The 21,815-nt window shown below is 43.1% G+C and carries 25 protein-coding genes; 8 read left to right on the top strand and 17 right to left on the bottom strand.

Going from position 1 to position 21,815, the window contains the following annotated elements; genetic code table 11:
• Positions 1–19: 19 nt before the first annotated feature.
• Positions 20–379, bottom strand: coding sequence for an STAS domain-containing protein (locus tag KVG29_RS05855; protein ID WP_252227308.1), 360 nt, complete (start codon positions 377–379; stop codon positions 20–22).
• Complete coding sequence (locus KVG29_RS05850; protein WP_252227307.1) at positions 369–1,106, bottom strand: STAS domain-containing protein; 738 nt, start codon at positions 1,104–1,106, stop codon at positions 369–371. The genes KVG29_RS05855 and KVG29_RS05850 overlap by 11 nt, the downstream gene beginning before the upstream one ends.
• Before the next feature lie 158 nt (positions 1,107–1,264).
• On the opposite strand from KVG29_RS05850, the gene KVG29_RS05845 reads away from it, so the two are divergent.
• The 4 genes from KVG29_RS05845 to KVG29_RS05830 are packed head-to-tail and all read left to right on the top strand — an operon-like array spanning position 1,265 to position 5,300.
• On the top strand, positions 1,265–2,848 hold the full coding sequence (locus KVG29_RS05845) for a spore germination protein (RefSeq protein WP_252227306.1): 1,584 nt from the start codon (positions 1,265–1,267) through the stop codon (positions 2,846–2,848).
• Positions 2,838–3,992, top strand: a complete 1,155-nt coding sequence (locus tag KVG29_RS05840; RefSeq protein WP_252227305.1) for a Ger(x)C family spore germination protein — start codon at positions 2,838–2,840, stop codon at positions 3,990–3,992. Before KVG29_RS05845 ends, KVG29_RS05840 begins: the two co-directional genes overlap by 11 nt.
• 4 nt (positions 3,993–3,996) lie before the next feature.
• Positions 3,997–4,209 carry a hypothetical protein gene (locus KVG29_RS05835; RefSeq protein ID WP_252227304.1) on the top strand — a complete coding sequence of 71 codons (213 nt, stop codon included), beginning with the start codon at positions 3,997–3,999 and terminating at the stop codon, positions 4,207–4,209.
• Complete coding sequence (locus KVG29_RS05830; RefSeq protein ID WP_252227303.1) at positions 4,209–5,300, top strand: GerAB/ArcD/ProY family transporter; 1,092 nt, start codon at positions 4,209–4,211, stop codon at positions 5,298–5,300. Before KVG29_RS05835 ends, KVG29_RS05830 begins: the two co-directional genes overlap by 1 nt.
• Here the strand turns inward: KVG29_RS05830 and KVG29_RS05825 are convergent.
• The 4 genes from KVG29_RS05825 to KVG29_RS05810 all read right to left on the bottom strand — a co-directional run bounded on the left by KVG29_RS05825 (position 5,286) and on the right by KVG29_RS05810 (position 7,933).
• A complete protein-coding gene (locus KVG29_RS05825; protein ID WP_252227302.1) occupies positions 5,286–5,513 on the bottom strand; it encodes a DUF3006 domain-containing protein in 228 nt (75 codons plus the stop codon). The genes KVG29_RS05830 and KVG29_RS05825 overlap by 15 nt on opposite strands.
• An 18-nt stretch (positions 5,514–5,531) precedes the next feature.
• A complete protein-coding gene (locus KVG29_RS05820; RefSeq protein ID WP_252227301.1) occupies positions 5,532–6,452 on the bottom strand; it encodes a ComEC/Rec2 family competence protein in 921 nt (306 codons plus the stop codon).
• 274 nt (positions 6,453–6,726) lie between these two features.
• The gene (locus KVG29_RS05815) at positions 6,727–6,897 is read right to left on the bottom strand and encodes a hypothetical protein (RefSeq protein ID WP_252227300.1); all 171 of its coding nucleotides are present in this window, start codon (positions 6,895–6,897) and stop codon (positions 6,727–6,729) included.
• A gap of 88 nt (positions 6,898–6,985) precedes the next feature.
• Positions 6,986–7,933, bottom strand: coding sequence for a DUF2935 domain-containing protein (locus KVG29_RS05810; protein WP_252227299.1), 948 nt, complete (start codon positions 7,931–7,933; stop codon positions 6,986–6,988).
• Between the two features lie 217 nt (positions 7,934–8,150).
• Between KVG29_RS05810 and KVG29_RS05805 the strand changes: the two genes are divergently transcribed.
• From KVG29_RS05805 to KVG29_RS05795, 3 genes are read left to right on the top strand one after another with little or no spacing between them, the layout of a single operon-like run.
• The gene (locus KVG29_RS05805; RefSeq protein ID WP_252227298.1) at positions 8,151–9,131 is read left to right on the top strand and encodes an ABC transporter substrate-binding protein; all 981 of its coding nucleotides are present in this window, start codon (positions 8,151–8,153) and stop codon (positions 9,129–9,131) included.
• A 12-nt stretch (positions 9,132–9,143) separates the two neighbouring features.
• Positions 9,144–10,037 (top strand): ABC transporter permease, encoded by an 894-nt coding sequence (locus KVG29_RS05800; RefSeq protein ID WP_252227376.1) that lies wholly within the window; start codon positions 9,144–9,146, stop codon positions 10,035–10,037.
• 54 nt (positions 10,038–10,091) lie between these two features.
• Entirely contained in the window at positions 10,092–10,898 is an 807-nt protein-coding gene (locus KVG29_RS05795; protein ID WP_252227297.1) for an ABC transporter ATP-binding protein, read from the top strand.
• A 31-nt stretch (positions 10,899–10,929) separates the two neighbouring features.
• On the opposite strand, the gene KVG29_RS05790 is transcribed toward KVG29_RS05795, so the two are convergent.
• A complete protein-coding gene (locus tag KVG29_RS05790) occupies positions 10,930–11,742 on the bottom strand; it encodes a creatininase family protein (protein WP_252227296.1) in 813 nt (270 codons plus the stop codon).
• A gap of 524 nt (positions 11,743–12,266) precedes the next feature.
• On the opposite strand from KVG29_RS05790, the gene KVG29_RS05785 reads away from it, so the two are divergent.
• Positions 12,267–13,841 carry a multicopper oxidase family protein gene (locus KVG29_RS05785; RefSeq protein ID WP_252227295.1) on the top strand — a complete coding sequence of 525 codons (1,575 nt, stop codon included), beginning with the start codon at positions 12,267–12,269 and terminating at the stop codon, positions 13,839–13,841.
• A gap of 396 nt (positions 13,842–14,237) precedes the next feature.
• On the opposite strand, the gene KVG29_RS05780 is transcribed toward KVG29_RS05785, so the two are convergent.
• The 10 genes from KVG29_RS05780 to mtrB all read right to left on the bottom strand — a co-directional run bounded on the left by KVG29_RS05780 (position 14,238) and on the right by mtrB (position 21,807).
• Positions 14,238–14,492 carry a hypothetical protein gene (locus tag KVG29_RS05780; protein ID WP_252227294.1) on the bottom strand — a complete coding sequence of 85 codons (255 nt, stop codon included), beginning with the start codon at positions 14,490–14,492 and terminating at the stop codon, positions 14,238–14,240.
• A gap of 40 nt (positions 14,493–14,532) precedes the next feature.
• Positions 14,533–14,736 carry a hypothetical protein gene (locus tag KVG29_RS05775; RefSeq protein ID WP_252227293.1) on the bottom strand — a complete coding sequence of 68 codons (204 nt, stop codon included), beginning with the start codon at positions 14,734–14,736 and terminating at the stop codon, positions 14,533–14,535.
• 555 nt (positions 14,737–15,291) lie between these two features.
• A complete protein-coding gene (rlmD, locus tag KVG29_RS05770) occupies positions 15,292–16,692 on the bottom strand; it encodes a 23S rRNA (uracil(1939)-C(5))-methyltransferase RlmD (protein ID WP_252227292.1) in 1,401 nt (466 codons plus the stop codon).
• Between the two features lie 200 nt (positions 16,693–16,892).
• Entirely contained in the window at positions 16,893–17,774 is an 882-nt protein-coding gene (locus KVG29_RS05765; protein ID WP_252227291.1) for a LysM peptidoglycan-binding domain-containing protein, read from the bottom strand.
• A gap of 94 nt (positions 17,775–17,868) precedes the next feature.
• The gene (locus tag KVG29_RS05760; protein WP_252227290.1) at positions 17,869–18,741 is read right to left on the bottom strand and encodes a sugar phosphate isomerase/epimerase family protein; all 873 of its coding nucleotides are present in this window, start codon (positions 18,739–18,741) and stop codon (positions 17,869–17,871) included.
• Between the two features lie 147 nt (positions 18,742–18,888).
• Positions 18,889–19,845 (bottom strand): asparaginase, encoded by a 957-nt coding sequence (locus tag KVG29_RS05755; RefSeq protein WP_420840530.1) that lies wholly within the window; start codon positions 19,843–19,845, stop codon positions 18,889–18,891.
• Positions 19,842–20,261: an acyl-CoA thioesterase gene (locus KVG29_RS05750; protein WP_252227288.1), complete on the bottom strand. Its 420-nt coding sequence runs from the start codon at positions 20,259–20,261 to the stop codon at positions 19,842–19,844. Before KVG29_RS05750 ends, KVG29_RS05755 begins: the two co-directional genes overlap by 4 nt.
• 46 nt (positions 20,262–20,307) lie before the next feature.
• On the bottom strand, positions 20,308–21,267 hold the full coding sequence (gene pfkA / locus KVG29_RS05745) for a 6-phosphofructokinase (RefSeq protein ID WP_252227287.1): 960 nt from the start codon (positions 21,265–21,267) through the stop codon (positions 20,308–20,310).
• Between the two features lie 74 nt (positions 21,268–21,341).
• Positions 21,342–21,542: a hypothetical protein gene (locus tag KVG29_RS05740; RefSeq protein ID WP_252227286.1), complete on the bottom strand. Its 201-nt coding sequence runs from the start codon at positions 21,540–21,542 to the stop codon at positions 21,342–21,344.
• A gap of 28 nt (positions 21,543–21,570) precedes the next feature.
• Positions 21,571–21,807: a trp RNA-binding attenuation protein MtrB gene (gene mtrB, locus KVG29_RS05735; protein WP_025746753.1), complete on the bottom strand. Its 237-nt coding sequence runs from the start codon at positions 21,805–21,807 to the stop codon at positions 21,571–21,573.
• Positions 21,808–21,815 lie beyond the last annotated feature (8 nt).

The following is a 21,815-nucleotide window of genomic DNA, read 5'->3' as shown; positions in this document are numbered from 1 at the left end:
AAAACAATTGTAAACACATCTATTCAAGGTTATTCAACATATCTATGGCATCTTCCAGGTTGCGTGCGGTAAAAATGTCTCTCAGCCTTACACCCATCTGTGCAAGAGTCAGTGCCACCGCCGGTTGAATTCCACAAATGACGGTATAACACCCCATGGCTTTAGCCATACCGGCGGTCTCAGAAAGCACGAAAGAGATATAGCTGTCAATCACGTCTACCATACTTACGTCTATGATTATTCCCTTAATATTTTTCTCGCTTATTTCATTGAGCAGTTGCAGCTGAAGCTTTTCTACAGTGGCGTCATCCAATTCAATTTGAATGGGAACTATCAAGTAATCATAGAGTTTTATGGTAGGCACAACTCTATTCCTCATTTTCATTCCCTCTTTTTAATCTCAATAGTCTTCTTGAATTGTCCTCACTTGAAATACTTATGGCATATTTAAGCGCGTTTTCCAAGTCTCTCTTAATGATCACCATATTAAAATCTACACCAAGCTTTACAAGTGTATGGGCTATCTCTGGTTTTATACCGGTTAAAATAACGTCGCTACCCAGCAATTTTACAGCAGAAAACATCTCAATTAAAAATCCTCCTACTATAGTGTCTATCACGGGTACTCCAGTGACATCCACAATCACAACTTTAGCACGGGTCTCGGCAGTAGCTTCAAGAAGCTTTTCTGCCATATTTTGCGCTCTCTGGCTATCGAGTGTACCGATTATAGGAACAAGAAGTATATCCTGCCACAAATGTATAATAGGAGTAGCAAGCTCCGCAAGGATGTTACGCAATTCCGTTATACGCATTTGATTTTCTCTCTTAATATCTTCAAAAACTTCTACAGCTGTTTTATATACATCGATTGCAGGGAAACCATTTATTTCCGTATGTAGCATCTCAATGCCGTCTATCAGCTCTTTTCCACTTATATACTGTAACAAATTAGAAAGAAATTTTTTCAGCTCTTCTGTGAAATTTTCATTGCTGTAATTCGAAGAAAAATCTACTAAAAAGTCCTTCCAGGCCTTTATTTGTTCATCTTTTTTGGCTAGCCTTCCTACCAGCTCATCCAGCCTTGAAACTATAACTTCTTTCATGTAACAACCCCCTTCTTGATGAGCACAATTCGTTGATTTTAAGGAACTCTTGGATAATTTTACTTTATGTTATTACAAAAATCAACAAATTTTTGCTCCTGTAATTTCGTGCATGTATTTCCTACTTGCGGTTATACTACAAAATGGGTGGTGAGGATATGTTTAGAAAAATAAAAAGGCATTTGAGACTGGGAAAACAACAAATCAACATTGATACGATATATACGGGCATAGATGAACCCCTGCCAAAAAATATTGAAAAGGTAAAAAAGAGGCTTGATGAGATTTTTTCTGGATGCGATGATTTTATTCAACGGCAGATGGTTTGTGGAGAGGATGAATGTATACGGATATTGGTCTCATACATTGACGGCCTTGTTGATAAAAACATACTTAATCGGGATATAATCCGTCCCGTAATCGATTATTTGTCCAGCAAACAAGCGCATGATGAACCAAAACTAGTATATCAACGTATAAAAGAATGCGTGGTAAGCAGCAGCGATTTCGAAGAGATTCAAAGCATGCAGCAGGCAGTGTACAAAATTGTATCAGGAGATGCGGTACTTTTTGTGGATGGAGTCAAGGACGCACTTGCTGTTAACGTTAAAACCATGCAAGGCAGGCAGATCGATGAACCCGATACTGAGATTTCCATAAGAGGCCCACGAGAAGGCTTTGTTGAAAATCTCGCCACCAATATGATGCTTATCAGAAAAAGGATTAAAAGCCCAAACCTCAAGTTTGAAATAATCCAGTTGGGCGTTCAGACCAAGACCGATGTCTGCATATGCTACATCAAGGGAATCGCAAATGAAGAAATCGTCAAGGAAGTCCGAAAAAGGCTTAAAAAAATCAAAACCGACGCTATTCTTGATACAGGGTATATAGAACAGTATATCACCGACAATCGTTTAACCCTTTTCCCCATAGTGGGCAATACCGAAAAATGTGACAAACTAGTGGCAAAACTGCTTGAAGGTAGGGTGGCAATACTGTGCGACGGTACACCCTACATAATAACAGTCCCCTATATTTTCATAGAATCCATCCAGACATCGGACGACTATTACGACCATGCCTTCTTTGCATCTTTCATGCGGCTACTAAGGTCTTTTGCCCTCATTATATCCAACCTGCTGCCAGCGATGTACGTGGCGCTGGTGAGCTTTCACCATACCGTAATACCCATAAAGCTTATGATCACTTTAGCCGCCTCACGCCAGGGAATACCCTTTTCTCCATTTGTGGAGGCCGTATTGATGATAACGGCATTTGAGCTTTTGCGCGAAGCCGGTGTGCGCATGCCCAGAACAATAGGGCAGGCACTCAGCATAGTGGGAGCCATTGTACTGGGCGAGGCATCGGTTGCTGCGGGAATAGCTAGCAACCTCATGGTTATCGTGGTGGCCATAACGGCAATATGCAGTTTTGTAGTGCCGCCGCTTATCAGGGCCACCATGCTGCTGAGGTTTGCCTTCCTGGTAGCTGCCAATTTTTTGGGATTCCTTGGCATCTCCTTTGTAGCCGTGGCTGTTTTCATACACTTGTGCAGGCTGCGCTCATTCGGCATACCCTATATGGCACCCTTTTCACCGCTTACAGCTTCTGACATTAAGGATTCTCTCGGAGTGGTACCCATATGGGCAATGCTGACTCGGCCCAAGATATTATTTCCGGAGAATACAAAAGATACAGTAGGTATAAAGCGCCAGGAGGTAGATGAGATAAGTGAAGATTAAGATAATAATACTGCTGATTTTGCCAGCACTTTTGACAGGATGCTGGGACAACGTGGATTTGATCGACATCAACTTAGTAACCGCACTGGGAATAGACAAATCCGAAGATGGAAAGATAATCGTAACGGTGCAGGTTATAGAACCGGCTGCTTTGCAATCAACATCTTCCAGCCAAGGGAAAGTGGGAATGGCGCAGACAAAACCAGTATTTGTTGAATCCTATAAAGGTGAAACCATTTCAGATGCCTTGATAAGTATGAAAGCGATGGTGGACAAGAGGCTGTTCCTAAGCACGGTCCAGGTAATCATCCTTGGAGAAAAGCTTTGCAGAGAAGGCGTCAATGAAGCACTGGACTTCCTTCATAGGGATTATCAGGTGGAATACTTGGCGGATGTGCTAGTAGCAAGAGGCTGCAGCCCCAAAGACATTTTAAAGATACAGCCAGAGATGGACGTCATCCCGGCGATGTATATAAAAGGCACGATAGAAAATACGGAATTGAGGGCAAAGGTAAAGCGCACTATGCTGGTAGAACTTTTTAAAGATATCGAAAACAAATGTAGGCAGATTACCATCGGCCAGATAACAAAGGAAAATGAAAAAACCGTCAACACGGAAGGTACAGCCGTTTTCAAGGATGGAAAGCTGGTAGGATGGCTAAACCAGTACGAGACAAGGGGGTTTTTATTTGTCACGGACAGGGTAAAAAATACGATTATTACAATACCGATGGCCAACGGCAAGATGTCCATACGGGTACTGAATTCCAGAGGAAAAATGGACGTCAAATTTAAAAACGGCCGGCCATACAGGCTATCCATTTACGTCGACCTAGAAGGCAATATAGCGGAATACACCGGAAAGAAAGTACTGGACGCTCCCACGGATATGCACACACTACAGATGACTTTAAGTGAAGAAGTCAAAAAAGAAATCGCTATGGCTCTCAGAAAAGCGCAGAAAGAATACTCCAGCGATATATTTGGATTTGGCAAAATTGTGCATAAATACCATCCTCAATACTGGAAACAGACAATGGACCAGTGGAACGATATATTCAGCAGTCTGCCTACTGAGATAGTCATAAAGTCAAGGATAAGGCGTTCGGGACTTATCAAAAGTCCCATGACAAAAGATGAATAACAATATGATGTTGATTTTAGCAATTTTTATAGTTTTAAGCATATATGATGTGCGGAAGTTTATAAGAGAAAAGGAATCGGCCCGGGTAATTGCCGCCTATGCTTTTATCGTGGTGTTGAGCCTTGTCCTGGGATTCTTAATATCCATAGGTAAAAGGCCCAGCAGCCCTGCCGAGTGGATACAGGAAATTCTAGAGACGATGGGAGTGATAAAGTAATGGAAAAGGCCAGAATATCCAGCTTGCAGCTATTTATGCTTATGACGGGTTTTCTGTTTGGAAGTACGCTCATCATCAATCCGATAATAAATGCAAAAAACGATGGCTGGTTGGCTATAATTATCGGGGGAATAGGCGGTACACTGCTTTTATGGGTGTATGCCACAATTGCTCTGCTAAACCCCTCTAAAAACTTTGTGGAGATTTTAAGAAGCCGACTGGGCAAAGTACTAGGCAATCTACTCGCCCTGCTCTATGTATGGTATTTTACACACCTGGCCTCCCTGGTGTTTAGAAATTTCGGCTCTTTCATAACCACAACTACATACCTTTATACCCCCTTAGAAGTAATCATCACCATTTTCGCCATAGTTATTGTATATGCTGTAAACAGCGGAATAGAGGTGGTAGGCAGGGTAAGCGAGCTGCTTGTTCCGGTTATACCAGTCATAGCAGTTCTTATAAGCATAAGTCTCGTAACCATCCACGATTTTACCGCATTTTTACCGGTATTGGAAAATGGCATACAACCCGTAATAAAGGCAGCTTACGCATTTTTAACCTTTCCATTCGGTGAGACAATTTCCTTTTTAATGATATTTCCCCATCTAAACAAAAGAAAGAATTTAAGAAGGGTATCTGCCCTCTCAGCGCTGTCAGTCACTGGGTTGTTTCTGTTCATCTTCTTCAGGGATATAACCGCTCTGGGGAGCCATTTCATATATCAGGCAACCTTTGTACCACACATAACATCGGTGCTCATCCCGGGGATAAATCTAGAACCGCTACTCGACGTAAACCTGCTGATAGGAGGCGGAATAAAGATAGCCATATGCCTGTACGCGGCCTCAACCATGTTGGCTAACATCATCGGAGCAGACGATTACAGGAAGTTTACCACATCGTTATTGACATTTTGTGTGGTACTTTCAATATGGATATACGAAAACATATTTGAGATGTTCAACTGGGCTGAAAAGGTGTGGCCTTATTATTCGATACCCTTTCAAATATTCATCCCTCTTATCCTGCTGGTTTTATCCCTGATCAAAAAGAATAAAACCACCTTGACAGACTCAGCTGAACAGTGAGTCCATCATCTCCTTTATCTTCGTCTTTCTGGCACGGGTTTCATCGTGGTCTATCTCAATCTCGATGTCCTCACCGCTTACTTTAAGCACCAGGACGGTACCTTCTTCCACCCCCTCGGGCAACCTTGACCTTTCTATGTTGATCATCTTCCTGTTTTCATCCTCGCAAACGGCAAAATCCCCCTCAAACCTGTCTACGATAACCTTTTTCATTGAACATCCTCCTGACATTTAGTTTTTATCGGCAAATACCTTTATTGTCTTCCCATTGCTGGTTATAACTATAGTCCCCTGTTCATCGGTCCTGTATATCTCTGCATTTGCCTGCCTAAGCTTCTGGATGGTTTCGGGCGCTGGATGACCGTACTCATTGCCCTTTCCGACCGATATCACGGCTATTTGTGGCCGCACAGCTCCCAAAAACTTTCTCGAGGTTGAATAGGCGCTGCCGTGATGCCCAACTTTAAGCACATCCGACTGTAAATCATACCCTTTCTCAATCATTTCGTTCTCAGATTCAAATCCCGCATCTCCAGTGAACAAGAACGACGTATCGCCGTACCTCAGCTTTACAACAACAGAATAGTTGTTGGTATCATCATAACGGTCGCTGTTGGGAGCAAGTATGACAAATTCGGCTTTTCCAAGTGGATATACAGTGCCGGGTACTGGAGGAGTAATCTTCAAACCCTTATTAGATATGGCCTTCAGCACTTCTTCAAATGTCCTGGTATTGCTCTCCACTTTGGGCATTATTATGTTTTTTACCTCAAAAACGTTTATGACGGCATCCATCCCGCCTATGTGGTCCTCGTGTGGATGAGTGGCAATAATGTAGTCCAAAGTCGTTATCCCTCGTGCCTTTATATAATCGACCACCAACTGGCTGTCCTCGTTGTTGCCAGCATCTATCAGCATAGCCGAATCCTCCATTGTAATCAAAATGCTGTCGGCCTGTCCCACATCGATAAAGTGTACCGTCATATGGTTCGTTACATCTGTTACAGCATCTTTTTCAGCAGGAATCTCCCCGGATATCTTAACTATAACTAAAGCAATAAACAAAACGAGCATTAACAAAGCTTTGGGCCGCCATATTACATTTTGCGTTCCTTTTTTCAAAGCAGCATCATTCCTTTCAATAAACTTCATCCTCGAATCTCCGAATTTAAAAATATACACAAGAAGTTTTATCGATCCTGCATCACGCTGGTATTATAACTTTTAGCAGAGAATTTGTCTACTTCTATTTTAAATATCTTCAATTCGAGGAACCACCCATTTCTCATGCTATGCTTTAACCAGGATCGAATCCTGACATTGCTTTACTAAAGATAAATAGTCTGTCAGCACCATTGTAAGGACAACAATAAGCAGGGGCAGGGATTTTATCTCCCTGTCCCTGCAATATATCGGTAACAAGTTTTTATGGGTAGCAGCTTCCATTTTGAATAACGCCTTCTAAAATAACTTTACTGGATACTCCCGTTGATGAAACGGTATACCACCCCAGAAAGGCCGGTGGACATCTTTTGGGAATCCTGCCATATTGCTGCTGCCTGTACACAAACGTAACCTTCTTTATTTCGCTGTCCATACAGATACCCTAACTGAAGAATTTTGCGTTGGTGCTCTCTCGGCACCATAAAAAATAAGCTCTGTCACAAAATAATAATTAGGCCATTTTAACCGAAAGCTGTGTCAGTTACCTTTTTACCCTTGAAATATTTTAATAGCCGTAAATAGTGATTTGCTTCGCGCAACGTATGATCGGCCAGTAACGGTATAATTATGGACCTGATCTTGCATTCAAGCAATCCCCGGGTCCCCTGCGCCTTGAAATCCCGAATTGCCTGCGTTGCTCTGAGGCTTTCCTCCGTAACCTTTGCCGGTGGTATCGTCTTTTCCATTGCAGCCTTGGCTTCTTTCGTCAATTGATCAAATTCATTTCCAAAATCATTGGCCTTCTTGAATAATTCCTCTTCCGTAGGATCAAGCAACCCCCGGATGAATTTTGCATGCTCAGCCATAATTCTGTTCCAGAATAGCTCCTGCTCAAGGGCTTCCTTCTCGATATTGATGCTCTCTCGGTTTTGAATTCTTTGAATCATTCGTAAATAGAGTTTTGCTTCCCTTAAAATGTGCTCAATTAGCAAAGGGTAGTTAACCGTAAACATTTTACATGATAAAACATTGGATAAAATAGCAGTTTTAAACTGTATTAGTGCAGCAATTAAATTCATTGCCTTTTGGTTAAGCATAAACACTCTCTGTTCAAGTATCGGATTGGCTCCTGTAAAACCCCCGCCTGACAATCCTGCTTCCGCTTCAGTTAATTCAGTTGGTATCCGAACCCCTGTTAAATATGAAGAAGCCATTTCAGCTTCAAGCGTATATTGCGTTATTACTTCTCCCGATTTGAGCACCTCGAGACTGACAACGCCATTGGAAAGCGAGATGGTTTCCCCTAAAAGCTTATCAAAAGCCCTCCTAAATCCATCTGCTTCATGGATAAAATCACTATCTCTGGGTGTAAATCCTACTTGAAGAAAAAATGAGTGCTCCTTCATGATTCTCGCAAAAAAAAGATGTATATCCAGCGATTGACGAACGAAATCCTTATTTGGAAGCATTGTTTATCTCTCCTCAAATAAATTCTCATGCTGTGTTGTTATTTTATGCTTGCGTTATACAAAACGTTACTATACAAACAAATAAAAACGCTAGATCGCTTTCTTGATTTTGCAATGTTGATATGCTATTATAATTAGCAAGTAGCATGGTAGTACGGTAGGGAAAAGCATAAGCTGTCTATTTCCCTCCGTCAATAAAAAAAGGGGGAATTTTTTTATGTTAAAAAAAGTATTTATCCTTATTTTATCAACAGCACTCTTATCAACTACTTTTATTGCATGCAGCCAAACAGCATCTTCAAACAAGGTAATTAAAATAGGCATATCACAGCTGGTGGAGCACCCAGCACTGGATAGCGCCCGTGAAGGCTTTATTGAAGCACTCAAGGAAGCCGGCTATGAGGATGGTAAAAACATTAAGATCGATTTTCAGAACGCGCAAAATGACATAACCAATGCGCAGACCATAGCCCGTAAATTCGTTGATGAAAAAGTGGATATGATACTTGCCATAGCTACTCCGGCAGCTCAAGCGGCGGCCAACGTAACCAAGGATATACCCATATTGATTACGGCAGTGACTGATCCGGTGTCAGCTGGCCTGGCTGAAAGTCTTGAAAAACCGGGCAGGAACGTAACTGGTACAACTGACATGAACCCTGTAGCTGAACAGATAAAATTAGTGAAAGACCTGGTTCCCGATGCCAAAAACGTGGGCATACTATACAATTCGGGTGAAATAAATTCTAAAGTCCAAGTAGACATAGCAAAGCAGGCAGCAAAAGAGTATGACTTAAATATAATAGAAGCCACGGTGAGCAACAGCAATGAAGTGAGCCAAGCCACTCAGTCTTTGATGGGAAGAGTGGATGCCATTTACGTCCCCACCGACAATACCATAGTCTCCTCTATAGGGGCGGTTATAAAGGTGGCAAATGAGCACAAAGTGCCAGTAATTGGGTCTGAGAGAGGACAGGTGGAGGCCGGAGCTGTGGCCACCAAAGGTATTGACTACAAGGAGCTGGGGAAACAGACCGGACGCATAGCTGTGGAAATTATAAAAGGTAAAAAGCCCCAGGATATACCGATAGAAGGGGCCAAAAATGTGACTCTCATAATCAACCAAAAAGCGGCCGAAACCATAGGGCTCACTATACCCAAAGAAATACTTGAAAAGGCCGACGAAGTTATAAAATAAGGCTTTGAGGTGATGTGGTTGTTTGGCTTGATTATTACGTCCCTTGAACAAGGGCTGGTTTTTGGCATAATGGCGCTGGGAGTCTATATTACGTTTAAAGTACTTGACTTCCCTGATTTAACAGTAGATGGGAGCTTTCCGCTTGGCGCAGCGGTGGCTTCCATCATGATTTTTAATGGCGGCAACCCCTTTTTAGCGCTGTGTTTGGCTACAGCAGCTGGCATAGCTGCTGGCTGCATTACAGGCTTCCTCAACACACGTGGAAAAATAACCGGCCTTCTCGCCAGCATACTGACCATGACAGCGCTTTATTCCATAAACCTGCGCATCATGGGCCGAGCAAATGTCACGCTCCTGAACGCCAAGACCATATTTACGTATATCGAAGAATGGGGAGTGCCGTACAAATGGGTGTTTATAACCTTGTTTGTAATTGCTGCATTTTTGATAAAGGTTTTACTGGATTGCTTTTTGAAGACCCAAATCGGTTTTGCGTTGAGGGCAACGGGTGATAACCCGGAAATGGCTCGAGCCAACGGAATAAACACCGATACTATGAAAATACTGGGCTTATCCCTATCAAATGGGTTGGTAGCGCTGTCAGGTGCACTTGTAGCACAGTATCAGGGGTTTGCCGATATAGGGATGGGTATAGGCACCATTGTTGCCGGTTTGGCTTCGGTAATCATAGGTGAGATGATGCTAGGAGAAAGAAGCATTTGTATGGCGACTTTTGCGACCTTGATGGGATCTTTTATCTACAGATTGAGCATTGGCATTGCATTGAGACTAGGCTTTGCAGCCACCGATTTAAAGCTGCTCACCACAGTACTGGTGATAATAGCCCTCAGCACACCAAAGATCAGGAATTTGCTCCGAAGTACCTCGTCGACTGCTTCCAGTTGACGCTGGAGCTTTGGTGTTTTGCTTCGTATGGGTTTCAACGGGAAGGAGGTCACCATGCTAGAACTTAAAGGGATAACTAAAATCTTCAACGCAGGTACTGTTAACGAGAATATAGTGCTGCGCGATATTAACCTCAAAGTTGATGAAGGCGATTTTATTTCTATAATCGGCAGCAACGGCGCAGGAAAATCCACCCTTTTGAACGTCATAGCAGGCGTATACCCAGCTGATAGGGGAACCATATTGCTGGATGGCAGGGATATTACCAGGGTACCCGAACATGAAAGAGCCAGGTTTATCGGTAGAGTTTTCCAGGACCCCATGAAGGGTACTGCTCCGTCCATGACGATAGAGGAGAATCTGGCCATTGCCTACTGTCGAAATGCGCGCCGCACGCTCAAATGGGGCCTTAACAATAAACTCAGGGAAGAATTCAGGCAGAAATTGGCCGAAACCGGCTTGGGTTTAGAAAACCGTTTGAATTATAAGGTAAAATTGCTTTCAGGAGGACAGCGACAGGCCCTAACCTTAATTATTGCCACCATGGTCAAGCCCAAACTGCTTCTTTTGGATGAGCATACTGCTGCATTGGATCCGTCCACTGCCCGCCTGATAAACAACCTGACCGAAAAAATCGTTCTCCATAAAGGTATAACCACGCTCATGATCACACATAACATGGAGCATGCCATTAAAATGGGTAACCGACTTATAATGATGGACAAAGGGCAGATTATACTGGATATAAAGGACTCGGATAAAACATCGCTCACCGTGAATGAATTGGTGGGTATGTTTGAACAGGCTGCCCACAGGAAGTTCGATGAAGACAGAGCGATGCTGAGAGTAAGCAGCAGCTAATAATTTTTAAACAATCGGACACCAGATTAAATTACTCCTCTGCCCCCTTATTTCTCACCCGCTGGATAAACTCAGCCTGAAGCCGTGGAGCTTCTTTATCATCCTTGACCGCCTTTATTGCACGGGCCAGCGCTGCAACATAAATGTCCAATACCACCCTTCCCTTTTCTTCACTGGCATAGCTGGCATTGCCTACCACGTTTTCCGGATAGTCTGCATACCACCAAAGGGCATTATGTACGCCATGCTCCCACAAATGTTTGAAACGCCTCAATGGTTTTACCGTTTTTCGTGGGACGTATTCAAGCTTTACCTTGCCCGGGCAACAGGCCATAAAAAGAGAAGTCTCCATTTCACAAGCATGGCCGAGAATATCAGTTTCCCATAAGCTGTTTATTCTAGCACGTTCCTCGCTGGTAAGCCCCTCACCAATATTGGTATAGTAAAGAATATAATCTGTGGGCTCATCCAGGCGACTCATGGCAAAGTAATCAAGCATATGGGCGTTGCCGCCATGGCCATTTACAACAAGGATTTTCTTAAACCCGTTGGATGCGATAGACTTTAGAAGTAGGCCGAATGCTTCAATAGCAAAAGCCTGAGGGAAATTGACCGTGCCCGTAAAACAGGCAGCTTCATGCACCTGCATCATGAAGTATGGTGGAAATACGACGGCGGGTTCTATCTCTGCAGCCTTGCATGCTATTGTATGGCTGATAATCATGTCACATCCAAAAGGCAGGTGTTCCCCATGCCGTTCCAAAGACCCTGTTGGAACAATGCAAAGTCCAGTCTCCTTTACAGCTTTTTTGAAATCCTTTGGTACCAAATACTCCCAACGCATAAGCAAATCCCTCCATTTTTTATATTGTACGCTCTCGAAAAGTCTGAGAGCGTTATTTTAGCTTGTTTGCAGGTTCGGTCTTGGGACTTCACCCCATAATTATTCTGCAAGGTTGCTCTACAAAATCAATCGTTGTGCCTATGTTGCTCAGCTACTTTTCGAGAGTATTCTAAGTTTTTTCTGTGATGAATGTGAATGCTTAATATTTCTATATCTCCTACAAATAATATGCCGCATAGATGTGAAATAAGCAACAAAAGGGGTGCATAAATTTTGTAAATGCAAACTACCCACCCATTCTTGGTAGTATATCTATCACATCTAATAAAATTTTGCAATACTGATTCAATATATATATTTTGTAGTCTCCATTGCTAAATGATCGCTGACTGCCTGGGGTTTCCGCAAACTTCTGCCGTATTGCATATCGGCACGTTAATCGCGATGTTTTGAGCGATTATTGCACCTTCGAGGCGTCATCTACATAATATATAACGAGAGAAATAAAAGAGGTGATATTCTATATGTCATATGATTTGAATGATAACGAATATTACGAATATAAAGTTGATCCATCAGACCCGAATTCAATTCCGAAGTTTGTTGACGAACTGCCGATTCCCGATGTACTGCAGCCTACAAAAAGACTAAAAGATGGAGCATACTATGAAGTGAAAATGTTGCAAGTAAAACAAAAGCTGCATAAATGTTTTCCTGAAACTACAGTATGGGGATATAACGGCACATATCCCGGTCCTACTATTGAAACACTAAAGGATCGTACCGTCATGGTCAAATGGATTAACTGCCTGCCAAAAAAGCATTTATTACCGGTAGACCGTACCTTGCATGGGGCTATTGATACACCCGAAGTACGAACAGTTGTACATCTTCACGGCGCACGGGTCTCGCCTGACAGCGATGGACATCCGGAGGCCTGGTTCACACAAGGCTTTAAAGAGACGGGCCCACATTTTTCCACTGAAGTATACAAGTATACCAATCACCAGCAGGCTGCAACATTATGGTATCATGACCATGCACTGGGAATAACCAGGTTGAACGTATATTCAGGCCTTGCAGGTTTTTATATTATACGCGATCACCTGGAACCGATGCTCAATTTGCCATCAGGCGAGTATGAAATCCCTCTGCTGATTCAGGACAGGTCATTTAATAAAGACGGTTCCCTGTTTTATCCCGCTGAACCGCCTCAACCAGTGCCGGGAGTCTTTCCATCAGTGGTGCCGATATTCTTTGGAAATACAATTCTTGTCAACGGCAAGGTATGGCCTTACCTCAATGTAGAGCCGAGGAAGTACCGTTTCAGGATTTTGAACGGGTCGAATTCCCGGACATATACGCTAAGGCTATCAAATGGCCAGAAATTCTATCAAATAGGAACCGACGGAGGGCTTTTAGAAAGTCCTGTAGAGCTCGATGCATTGACAATTATGCCTGCGGAGAGGGCAGATATCATTATTGACTTTTCGGGTTCGAAGGGTGAATATATTATATTGACAAATGATGATACAGATGAAAATACAAGAAATGTCATGCAGTTTAGGGTAGTGCTTCCGCTTAAAGATGAAGACATCAGCACAATACCCGAAACACTGTATCCTATCGAGCGACTAAATGAAAATATGGCTACGAAAGTTAGAAATCTGACTCTTGATGCGGTACCAGACAGATATGGTCGTCCATCGTTTCAGCTTGATGGGAAAACCTGGCATGATCCTGTTGCCCAGATGCCGGAATTGGGCAGCATTGAGATATGGAATTTTTTGAACCTGATAGCTTTCCCTCACCCCATCCATGTGCATCTGGTGCAGTTTCAAATTTTGGACCGCAGGCCGTTTGATGTACAGCACTACAGAAGCACAGGCGAAATCAAATACACGGGAGACCCTATTCCCCCTGACCCGAATGAAAGAGGCTGGAAGGATACCGTAAGGGTTACGCCTGGGCAAGTCACAAGGATTATCGCAAAATTTGATGGCTATACGGGTGACTATGTATGGCACTGCCACATTCTGGAACATGAAGACCATGACATGATGCGTCCGTTTAGGGTAATTAAGAATTACTGCTCATAAAAAACCAGCAACAAGCCTCCGGAATGTATACGGAGGCTTGTTATCTGTTGGTTCATTCTTCGTATGGGGGCTTGTGAGGGTTATTTTGTATTCCACAAATATTATTGTTTCTATGACACCATCTAAAACCTTATATAACTTCAATAAAACTATCCTATCAACGGTTATTCATCTTTTAAATAGAAACAATAATCCAGAACTACTTTACCTTTTTCATCGGGTGTTGTGAAACGCGGACAATTATAGCGTTCAGAAAACCAGGAATCTTCAGCAATTTGCCAGCCCGTCTCTTTATATTACAGCTTTTCTTTTTAACTTTTTTCCCCCAAATAGTTTCATATTCACTAATTCTATTTCGTTTGGGGATTTTTATACGTTATGTAACATATGTTCATACTAGTTACGTCTAGCTAACTTTTCTAGTTCTTGAGTTTGCTTTTCTCTCAACTTTCTAAATTGAAGGATTGTATCTTCGTGGTTATTTAAATATTCTAATGTTTCTGACCTGTAAGAAAGTGCCACTTCATGTGCACTTTTTAATACATCATAAACTAGTTTGGTCTTTTGTATCGTTAGTAAATGATAATTTGTTAACCTTGATGGAGGCTCTATTTTTTCTATTTTATCTGCAATGATAGACCACTCATCCATATATGATTATATTTTCTTTATAAATATCGCTTTCATTTCTTTATCTATCGCCAAACGTATATTCAATATCGTTAACCATCAGATCAAGTTCATTATTTATTTCAATGATATTCCTTACATATGTATCTGCTGCTTTTTCTTTTTTTAGTCTTATTACTACTAAACCTATTATAACTACCAAACCTATAATCGCATTTATTATAAACATTAGCATTTGATATTTATTGTTTTTCTGCTGTTCCATTTTATAAACCTCCTATCAGAGTTAAGGTGCTCATCACCAACATTAAATAGGCTTGTCATGCACAAGCCACTGTTGTCCCTATCCTCCAGGACTGTTTAAACCTGTACGACAGAACCTGGAGCTTGAGGAGCAACACTCCAGAGTATCATAGTCTACCTCACGAAACTCTGTCAGCTTTGTACTGGCAACTGAGGCTAGTCAACCAAGGCTTTTTACGAGCCCCCGCTTCTTTAGGCGTTGGGGAGTTGACTTGGTAATGGACAGCTCATTTTACCTCTCCAATAAATCGTACCAGTTGTTATAAACTTTGGGCAAAAAAGTCAAATAACTCAGGATTTGTGAGCATTTATTAAGTCCTCCCATTACCCACGTCAAACATCGCAGGAAAAACAATAATACCTGGCTTTATCATGCCCGTTTCAACTTTTTTATGATAACTTGCAATAGGACTCATATGATCGGCAATCTCAACATCGGCTGTGAAATTATAAAACAAGCTGCTCCTAAGAAAAACCAAAGAATCTTTTTACTACCCAATATACCACCACCATTTTTTTACGCTGATTTAAGTATATCATATTTCGTCCTTGTAACCAACGCTACACATTCCACATGCGTCGTATGCGGGAACATGTCCACCGGCTGCACCTCAATCACCTTATATTCCTGCTCAGTTAAAAGCTTCAAATCCCTTGCAAGGGTTGCTGGATTGCATGAAACATACACAATCCTCCGTGGTGCCATACGCACTAAAGCCTCCAGCACCTCATCCTCACATCCTTTTCTGGGTGGGTCGAGCACCACTACATCGGCACGCAAACCAGAATCCACCAGCTTCGGGATGACTTCTTCAGATTTTCCGGTTATAAACTCAACGTTTGCAATACCGTTTATTCTGGCATTTTCCCATGCATCCTGTACCGCCTGGGACACTTCCTCTATACCATATACCTTTGCAGCATTGCGCGCCAGAAAGAGCGAAATGGTCCCTATTCCGCTGTACAGGTCTATAACAGTTTCCCTACCCGTTAAACCGGCGTATTCCAGTGCTTTGCTGTACAAAATCTCTGTTTGTGCCGGATTTACCTGAAAAAATGAAAGCGGCGATATCTTAAAGGTTAACCCGGCCAATATGTCAACTATATATCCTTGTCCCCACAGAGTAATATTCTCATCGCCCAATATTACATTGGTCTTTTTTGAATTTATGTTCTGTACAATGCCGGTTATACCTGGTATATTGTTCCTTAAAAGCTCAACCAGCTTGTCCTTGTAGGGCAGGTATCTCCCATTTGTTACAATGACCACCATAAGCTGTCCAGTTTTAAATCCCACCTTAGTTACAACATGACGGATAATTCCCTGATGAGCATGCTCATCATATACAGGGACATTATACTTTTCTATGAATTCTCTTGTAATCTCGATAACCCTATCGTTGACTTGATGATTAATGATGCACCTATCTATATCAACAATATCATGGCTTCTAGGTACAAAGAAACCAATAGATAGTGAACCGCCAGTCATTCCTACAGGAAACTGGGCCTTATTGCGGTATCTCCAGGGTTGCTGCATGCCGATAGTGTCGTGTATTTTTAGGCATGTAATTTTCCCTATGCGCTCTAAAGCATCACGCACCCTGCGGGTCTTAAACTCAAGCTGGCGATTGTATGAAAGGTGCTGAAGAGAACACCCACCGCATCTTTTTGCATAAGGGCATGGTGGAAGCATCCTATCTGGAGAGGGAATGATTATCTTCAATAGCTCACCATATCCATAGTTCCTGCCTACTTTCACAGCTCTGATCCTGACTCTCTCACCAGGCAGTGCGCCTTCTACAAACATGGTAAATCCATCTATGCGTCCTATGCCCTCTCCATCGACGCTTATGTCGTCAACATTCATTTCATATTCCTGGTTTTCTTTAACTGGTATATTTTTTTGTTTCATCATCTAACAGTTCACCCTATCCTAGTATTATCTAAGTATTATTAAATACCTGATATTTTATGGTCATCTCACCAGAACCTTTGGTCTCAAGGTTATTTTACCATAATCCATCCCGCAAATTCATCCTTAATTTAAATACACATTACATTAATACAAAAAGGGCTAACATGGACAATGCTAGCCCTCTTCTAAGCTTAAACCTTCTATGTTGGTATGCAAATCCTTTGACCTATCTGTAGCCTGTTGGGGTCCACACCCGGATTGGCTGCTATGATAGCCTCAACGGTGGTGTTGAACCTCCTGGCAAGACTGAAGAAGGTATCACCTGCCCTTATTATATACGGCATAGTACCGGCAGGGCATCCGGACGGCGCAGCTATTGGTATACATATCCTCTGGCCTATCTGTAGCCTGTTGGGGTCTACACCAGGGTTGGCTGCTATGATGGCTTCTACAGTAGTGTTAAACCTCCTTGCAAGACTGAAGAAGGTATCACCCGCTCTTATTATATATGGCGTAGTACCAGCCGGGCATACAGGTGATACAGCGGTCGGTATGCATATCCTCTGACCAATCAGCAGACCTTCTGGATCTACACCCGGATTGGCTGCAATCAAAGCCTCAACAGTGGTATTGAATCTTCTTGCAAGAGAGAAAAACGTGTCTCCAGCCCTGATGGTATACACAAACGTTCCCGGTGGACATACTGGCGAGGGAACAGCCAACGGTATGCAGATAACCTGCCCTACCCTCAAATTCTGAGGATCAATACCCGGGTTAGCTTCAATGAGATCATCAACAGAAACATTAAAACGACGTGAAATCGCAAACAAAGTATCTCCCGGCCTAATGGTGTAGAAATTCCCTTCGGGACAGGGCGGAAATTGCGGCTGCATAGGTATGCATATTCTCTGGCCAATCTGCAAACGATTAGGGTCAACCCCCGGATTGGCAGAAATAATTGCGGCTACCGTTGTATTAAACCTTCTCGCAAGAGAAAAGAAAGTATCTCCCGGCCTGATGGTATAAGGCATAGTACCAGGAGGACATTGCTGCAAAGCATAATAGCCCATAGGGTATTCCATCGTTCCATTACCTCCCCTTTTGCGTTACTATTTTACTACAATATATTCAGGGAAGTAAGGAACTGTTACCCATCAGGCTTACTTTTACAATCATTTATGCTCTCATTATATCTTCAACATAACGCTTTAGATTTTCTGCTCCTATTGCAATGCCGGTAATGGGATCTTCAATACCCTCAAATTCAATGGACAAAAATCCATTATACCCTGCACTTTTCAATAGATTCAAGCACTGAACAACCGGCACATCCCCATGCCCTATGATGGCACCGCGAAGATAATTGCCACCTCTGGATTTAAACCATCCTTTCCCTGGATTTGGAAGCATGCCTGACTTTACATGGAAGTCCTTCACATGTACGTGAAAGACGTAAGGAAGCAACCTTCCAACTGCCTTTACCGGATCCTCATCTGCACATAGGAAATTCCCGATATCCAATAGCACTCCAAAGTTAGGATGATTTACGGCATTTATCAACTTCTCAACTCGATCGCTGTCCTGGCAGAAAAATCCGTGGTTTTCCACCGTAGTCTTAATCCCAAGCTCCTGGGCAAACTCAGTGACCGCCCGGCATCCCTCTGCCAACCTAGGCAAAGCATCGTCAAATCCTCTGGCACCACGGTATTCTTTTGGGAATCCCCAGGTGGCATCATGGCGCATGCATGGCACTCCTAGAGCCTTTGCAACCTTGACCTCTTCCTTTACCCTTTCTATCTCCTTGTTCAGGTCACCGTTTGAACCGTTAATAAAATCGGCAGACACGGCATAGTTTATAATTTTGATACCGAGCTTTTCAGCCTCTTCTTTTACCCTTGCGGCATATGTAAGCAAAGTCTCGCCCTCTGGTGGAGCAGATAAGCCGGCAAACTCTACCGCCTCAAACCCCATCTCCTTCGCTTTTTTTAGCACCTCTAGCGAATTTAACTTACAGCGGCTGTAGCTGTAGGAACTGACCCCCAGCTTCACGTTATTTACCCCCCATCTTTAATTAAAAATGATTTTGTTCATTTCCTCCAAACAGCCCCACGCGAACTACCAACCACCATATGATAAAATTATGGAGCTGTTTAAAGCCATCTTCATATAATCTTTAACCGCCTAAAGCCATACTATTTATCCCAGTCGAAATTTCACCTTGCGAACTCCAACTATCCTGCCGTTATCATTTTTGATCTCATCGGGGAAGGCTTTCCTTAGCCTCTGAATGGTATCCTTGTTGTCATAGCCGATTTGCTCAAGTATGGCTGTAATGATGATACCCCACTCGTCAGAAGAGCCATCCTCAATTTTAAGCACAAAGCCCAGCCTCTCTTTCTTAAGGCCAAAACAATAAACCCCCATGGCTCCCCCTTTGGCCACTATGTTGTCGTCTTGCAGCAGCAGAGAACAAACGCGATTGGTGCCGGCTATCATTTCGGGATAAGCATTCATAAGCCTGGTTATATTTTCCACAGCGGATCTAATCTGCGCATCCCTAATAAGGTCAGGACAGGCCAGTCTGAGATATGCATTGGCAATGAAAATAAGGGGCATAGCAAAGACCGGAACGCCGCAACCATCGACTCCAATCTGGATATCCTCTTCAGGATAACCGGAGATTATAGCAATGTGCTCCTTAATGAGCTGCTGAACGGGGTGATCGATGCTCCAGTAATCCTCCATTTTATATCCCAGCTCTTTGCACAGCATCAATATCCCCAAATGCTTGCCCGCGCAGTTGTGATATATTCTCCTGGGCTCGGCGCTGCATATCAACAGGTCCTCCGGAATGCCCGTCTTATTCATTATAGATTCAAGCACCTCTATATGGAAGGGTTCAGCCATATGAGATGCGGAGAGTATTGCGGCTTCCCTTCCCTCCAGCCCATACTTTTCAATCAAACCCAGCTTAAATACCGGAATGGCTTGAATAGGTTTGGCTGTGGAGCGCATAAAGGTTACCCGCTCAGGTTCCCCTACTGAATAGATCACCTCGCCGCTATCCGAAATGCCGCATATAAATCCCCTGTGCACATTTTCCACTATTTCCCCTCTGTATTCTTCAACCAATACCTCGCTCAAATCATTCACCTCTCCAAACATTCCATAAAAAATCTATACAGCTCAGGGTCTGCTTTCTTTATATTAACAGGCTTAAAGTTTGCGTCTGTGATGGCATGCACCGTATAACCTTTTGCCAGCAATGCACCATCCTCTTCCCTTATCACTTCATATTCCATCTTCAACCTTACACCCTTGAAATCAGCCATGCGTGTGCGTACCATAACAGTATCGTCATACTTGGCTGGTTGCTTGTAAAAACATCGGGTTTCTATAACCGGCAACATCCACCCTTTTTCTTCCATGCTGCGGTAGGTCATGCCTCTTGCACGCATGTATTCGCTTCTTCCAATCTCAAACCAGGTGTAATAATTTGAATGATGAACCACACCCATTCTATCAGTCTCTTTATACCGAACTCTAATCTTTGTATCAACTGCAGGCATCGTATCATCTCCAAAAAACACAGATAACATTATAAGTTAGTGCAAATTAAATAGACAATATCTTTGCCAGCTCATACATCTCATGATCAAACTCTTTTTTCATCGACAGTGCTTCATCGATGTCGTAGTCCACTATCTGAGAGCCGCGTATTGCAACTACCCTATTACTCTTCCCGCTGAGCAGCAACTTGACGGCATATGCCCCCATTCGGCTGGCAAGTATTCGATCGGCAGCAGTAGGACTGCCACCGCGCTGGATATGCCCTAGTACAGTGACTCTGACCTCAAGCCCTGTCTTCTCCTCAATCTCCTTGGCCAGCAGGAATGAATTCTTTGTACCCTCGGCCACAATCAAGATATAGGATACCTTTCCCCTGTTTTTCCCTTCGATGAGTATTCTGCATATATTATCAACGTTAAAAGGTATCTCGGGTACGATTATATCCTCCGCTCCGCCAGCCAGCCCCGCATACAACGCTATGTCGCCCGCATTACGCCCCATGACTTCAATGATATTGACCCTCTCGTGGGACGTTACGGTATCGCGAATTTTGTTTAAGGCGTCAAGAACAGTGTTCACGGCTGTATCAAAGCCAATGGTAAAATCGGTACAGGCTATATCATTATCAATGGTACCGGGAATCCCTATGGTGGGTACGCCCATCTTGCTCAGATCCCTTGCGCCTCTAAAAGAGCCATCGCCGCCTATGACTATTATCCCATCGATGCCAAAGATCTTGATAATGTTATATGCCTTCTTCAAGCCTTCCTCTGTTTTAAACTCCTCGCATCGAGCGGTGTGCAATATGGTGCCGCCACGGTGTATGATCTCGCCCACAGATGCCACATCCATCTCCTCGATTTCACCGCGAATCAACCCATTAAAGCCCCTTTTTATTCCCAAAACGCGTACTTTGTTATAAATTGCCGTTCTCACAACCGCACGAATGGCAGCGTTCATTCCCGGAGCATCTCCACCGCTGGTCAAAACGCCTATCGTTTTCATGTATCTTATTCCCCCTATTCATGGAATAGAATAAATATACAATTTCTTTCGCAGGTTTCTATATGCAACACGCCTTACAAATACTTATTTTCCATCAATACCTTATGAGCTTCGCTTGCTTCAGACTTCGGAACCATTATCTTATAATAATTGTTCTCGGGCGCAACATTTTTGTATATGGGTTTTATCTTAATCAAAAACCCTTCTTTTGTCAAGAGATCCCCTATCTTTTCGGACATCTCCTTACCCTGGGCCATATACACTACCACCCACATTGCAAGGTCCTCCTTCTTGGGGAGACAGTCAATCCTGGTCCCTGCCGGATATCAGCTCTCCGTATTTGGTCAAAATCCTCGCTTTGCCCCGTATCTTAATAGCCGAGGTGTTCTCGGTAAACTGTGCTATCATCACCTCGCCTTTATCCAGCTTCTCGGTGTGATGAAACTTGGTATCTTTGCCTCTGGTCATGCCAATAATGCTTACCCCGTCTTCCTGCGCCAAAACGCATATATAGTCGCCAAGAACAGCTTGGTCATCCATAGCTATCC

It is taken from the genome of Caldicoprobacter algeriensis, assembly GCF_023838525.1.
Classification (GTDB): domain Bacteria; phylum Bacillota; class Clostridia; order Caldicoprobacterales; family Caldicoprobacteraceae; genus Caldicoprobacter; species Caldicoprobacter algeriensis.
The sequence above is the reverse complement of the archived record's forward strand: the minus strand, read 5'-3'. Positions and strand labels throughout refer to the sequence as shown.

Bases quoted from the DNA above. Each gene is read 5' to 3' on its own strand.
- KVG29_RS05790 (WP_252227296.1), bottom strand. From the start codon at position 11,742: ATGCGTTGGGAGTATTTGGTACCAAAGGATTTCAAAAAAGCTGTAAAG.
- KVG29_RS05775 (WP_252227293.1), bottom strand. From the start codon at position 14,736: ATGGAACAGCAGAAAAACAATAAATATCAAATGCTAATGTTTATAATA.
- mtrB (WP_025746753.1), bottom strand. From the start codon at position 21,807: ATGGATGACCAAGCTGTTCTTGGCGACTATATATGCGTTTTGGCGCAG.
- KVG29_RS05820 (WP_252227301.1), bottom strand. From the start codon at position 6,452: ATGAAGTTTATTGAAAGGAATGATGCTGCTTTGAAAAAAGGAACGCAA.
- KVG29_RS05810 (WP_252227299.1), bottom strand. From the start codon at position 7,933: ATGCTTCCAAATAAGGATTTCGTTCGTCAATCGCTGGATATACATCTT.
- KVG29_RS05780 (WP_252227294.1), bottom strand. From the start codon at position 14,492: ATGGATGAGTGGTCTATCATTGCAGATAAAATAGAAAAAATAGAGCCT.
- KVG29_RS05835 (WP_252227304.1), top strand. From the start codon at position 3,997: ATGATGTTGATTTTAGCAATTTTTATAGTTTTAAGCATATATGATGTG.
- KVG29_RS05805 (WP_252227298.1), top strand. From the start codon at position 8,151: ATGTTAAAAAAAGTATTTATCCTTATTTTATCAACAGCACTCTTATCA.
- rlmD (WP_252227292.1), bottom strand. From the start codon at position 16,692: ATGATGAAACAAAAAAATATACCAGTTAAAGAAAACCAGGAATATGAA.
- KVG29_RS05795 (WP_252227297.1), top strand. From the start codon at position 10,092: ATGCTAGAACTTAAAGGGATAACTAAAATCTTCAACGCAGGTACTGTT.
- KVG29_RS05800 (WP_252227376.1), top strand. From the start codon at position 9,144: ATGTGGTTGTTTGGCTTGATTATTACGTCCCTTGAACAAGGGCTGGTT.
- KVG29_RS05765 (WP_252227291.1), bottom strand. From the start codon at position 17,774: ATGGAATACCCTATGGGCTATTATGCTTTGCAGCAATGTCCTCCTGGT.
- KVG29_RS05855 (WP_252227308.1), bottom strand. From the start codon at position 379: ATGAGGAATAGAGTTGTGCCTACCATAAAACTCTATGATTACTTGATA.
- KVG29_RS05830 (WP_252227303.1), top strand. From the start codon at position 4,209: ATGGAAAAGGCCAGAATATCCAGCTTGCAGCTATTTATGCTTATGACG.
- KVG29_RS05750 (WP_252227288.1), bottom strand. From the start codon at position 20,261: ATGCCTGCAGTTGATACAAAGATTAGAGTTCGGTATAAAGAGACTGAT.
- KVG29_RS05785 (WP_252227295.1), top strand. From the start codon at position 12,267: ATGTCATATGATTTGAATGATAACGAATATTACGAATATAAAGTTGAT.
- KVG29_RS05740 (WP_252227286.1), bottom strand. From the start codon at position 21,542: ATGTGGGTGGTAGTGTATATGGCCCAGGGTAAGGAGATGTCCGAAAAG.
- KVG29_RS05850 (WP_252227307.1), bottom strand. From the start codon at position 1,106: ATGAAAGAAGTTATAGTTTCAAGGCTGGATGAGCTGGTAGGAAGGCTA.
- KVG29_RS05845 (WP_252227306.1), top strand. From the start codon at position 1,265: ATGTTTAGAAAAATAAAAAGGCATTTGAGACTGGGAAAACAACAAATC.
- KVG29_RS05825 (WP_252227302.1), bottom strand. From the start codon at position 5,513: ATGAAAAAGGTTATCGTAGACAGGTTTGAGGGGGATTTTGCCGTTTGC.
- KVG29_RS05815 (WP_252227300.1), bottom strand. From the start codon at position 6,897: ATGGACAGCGAAATAAAGAAGGTTACGTTTGTGTACAGGCAGCAGCAA.
- pfkA (WP_252227287.1), bottom strand. From the start codon at position 21,267: ATGAAAACGATAGGCGTTTTGACCAGCGGTGGAGATGCTCCGGGAATG.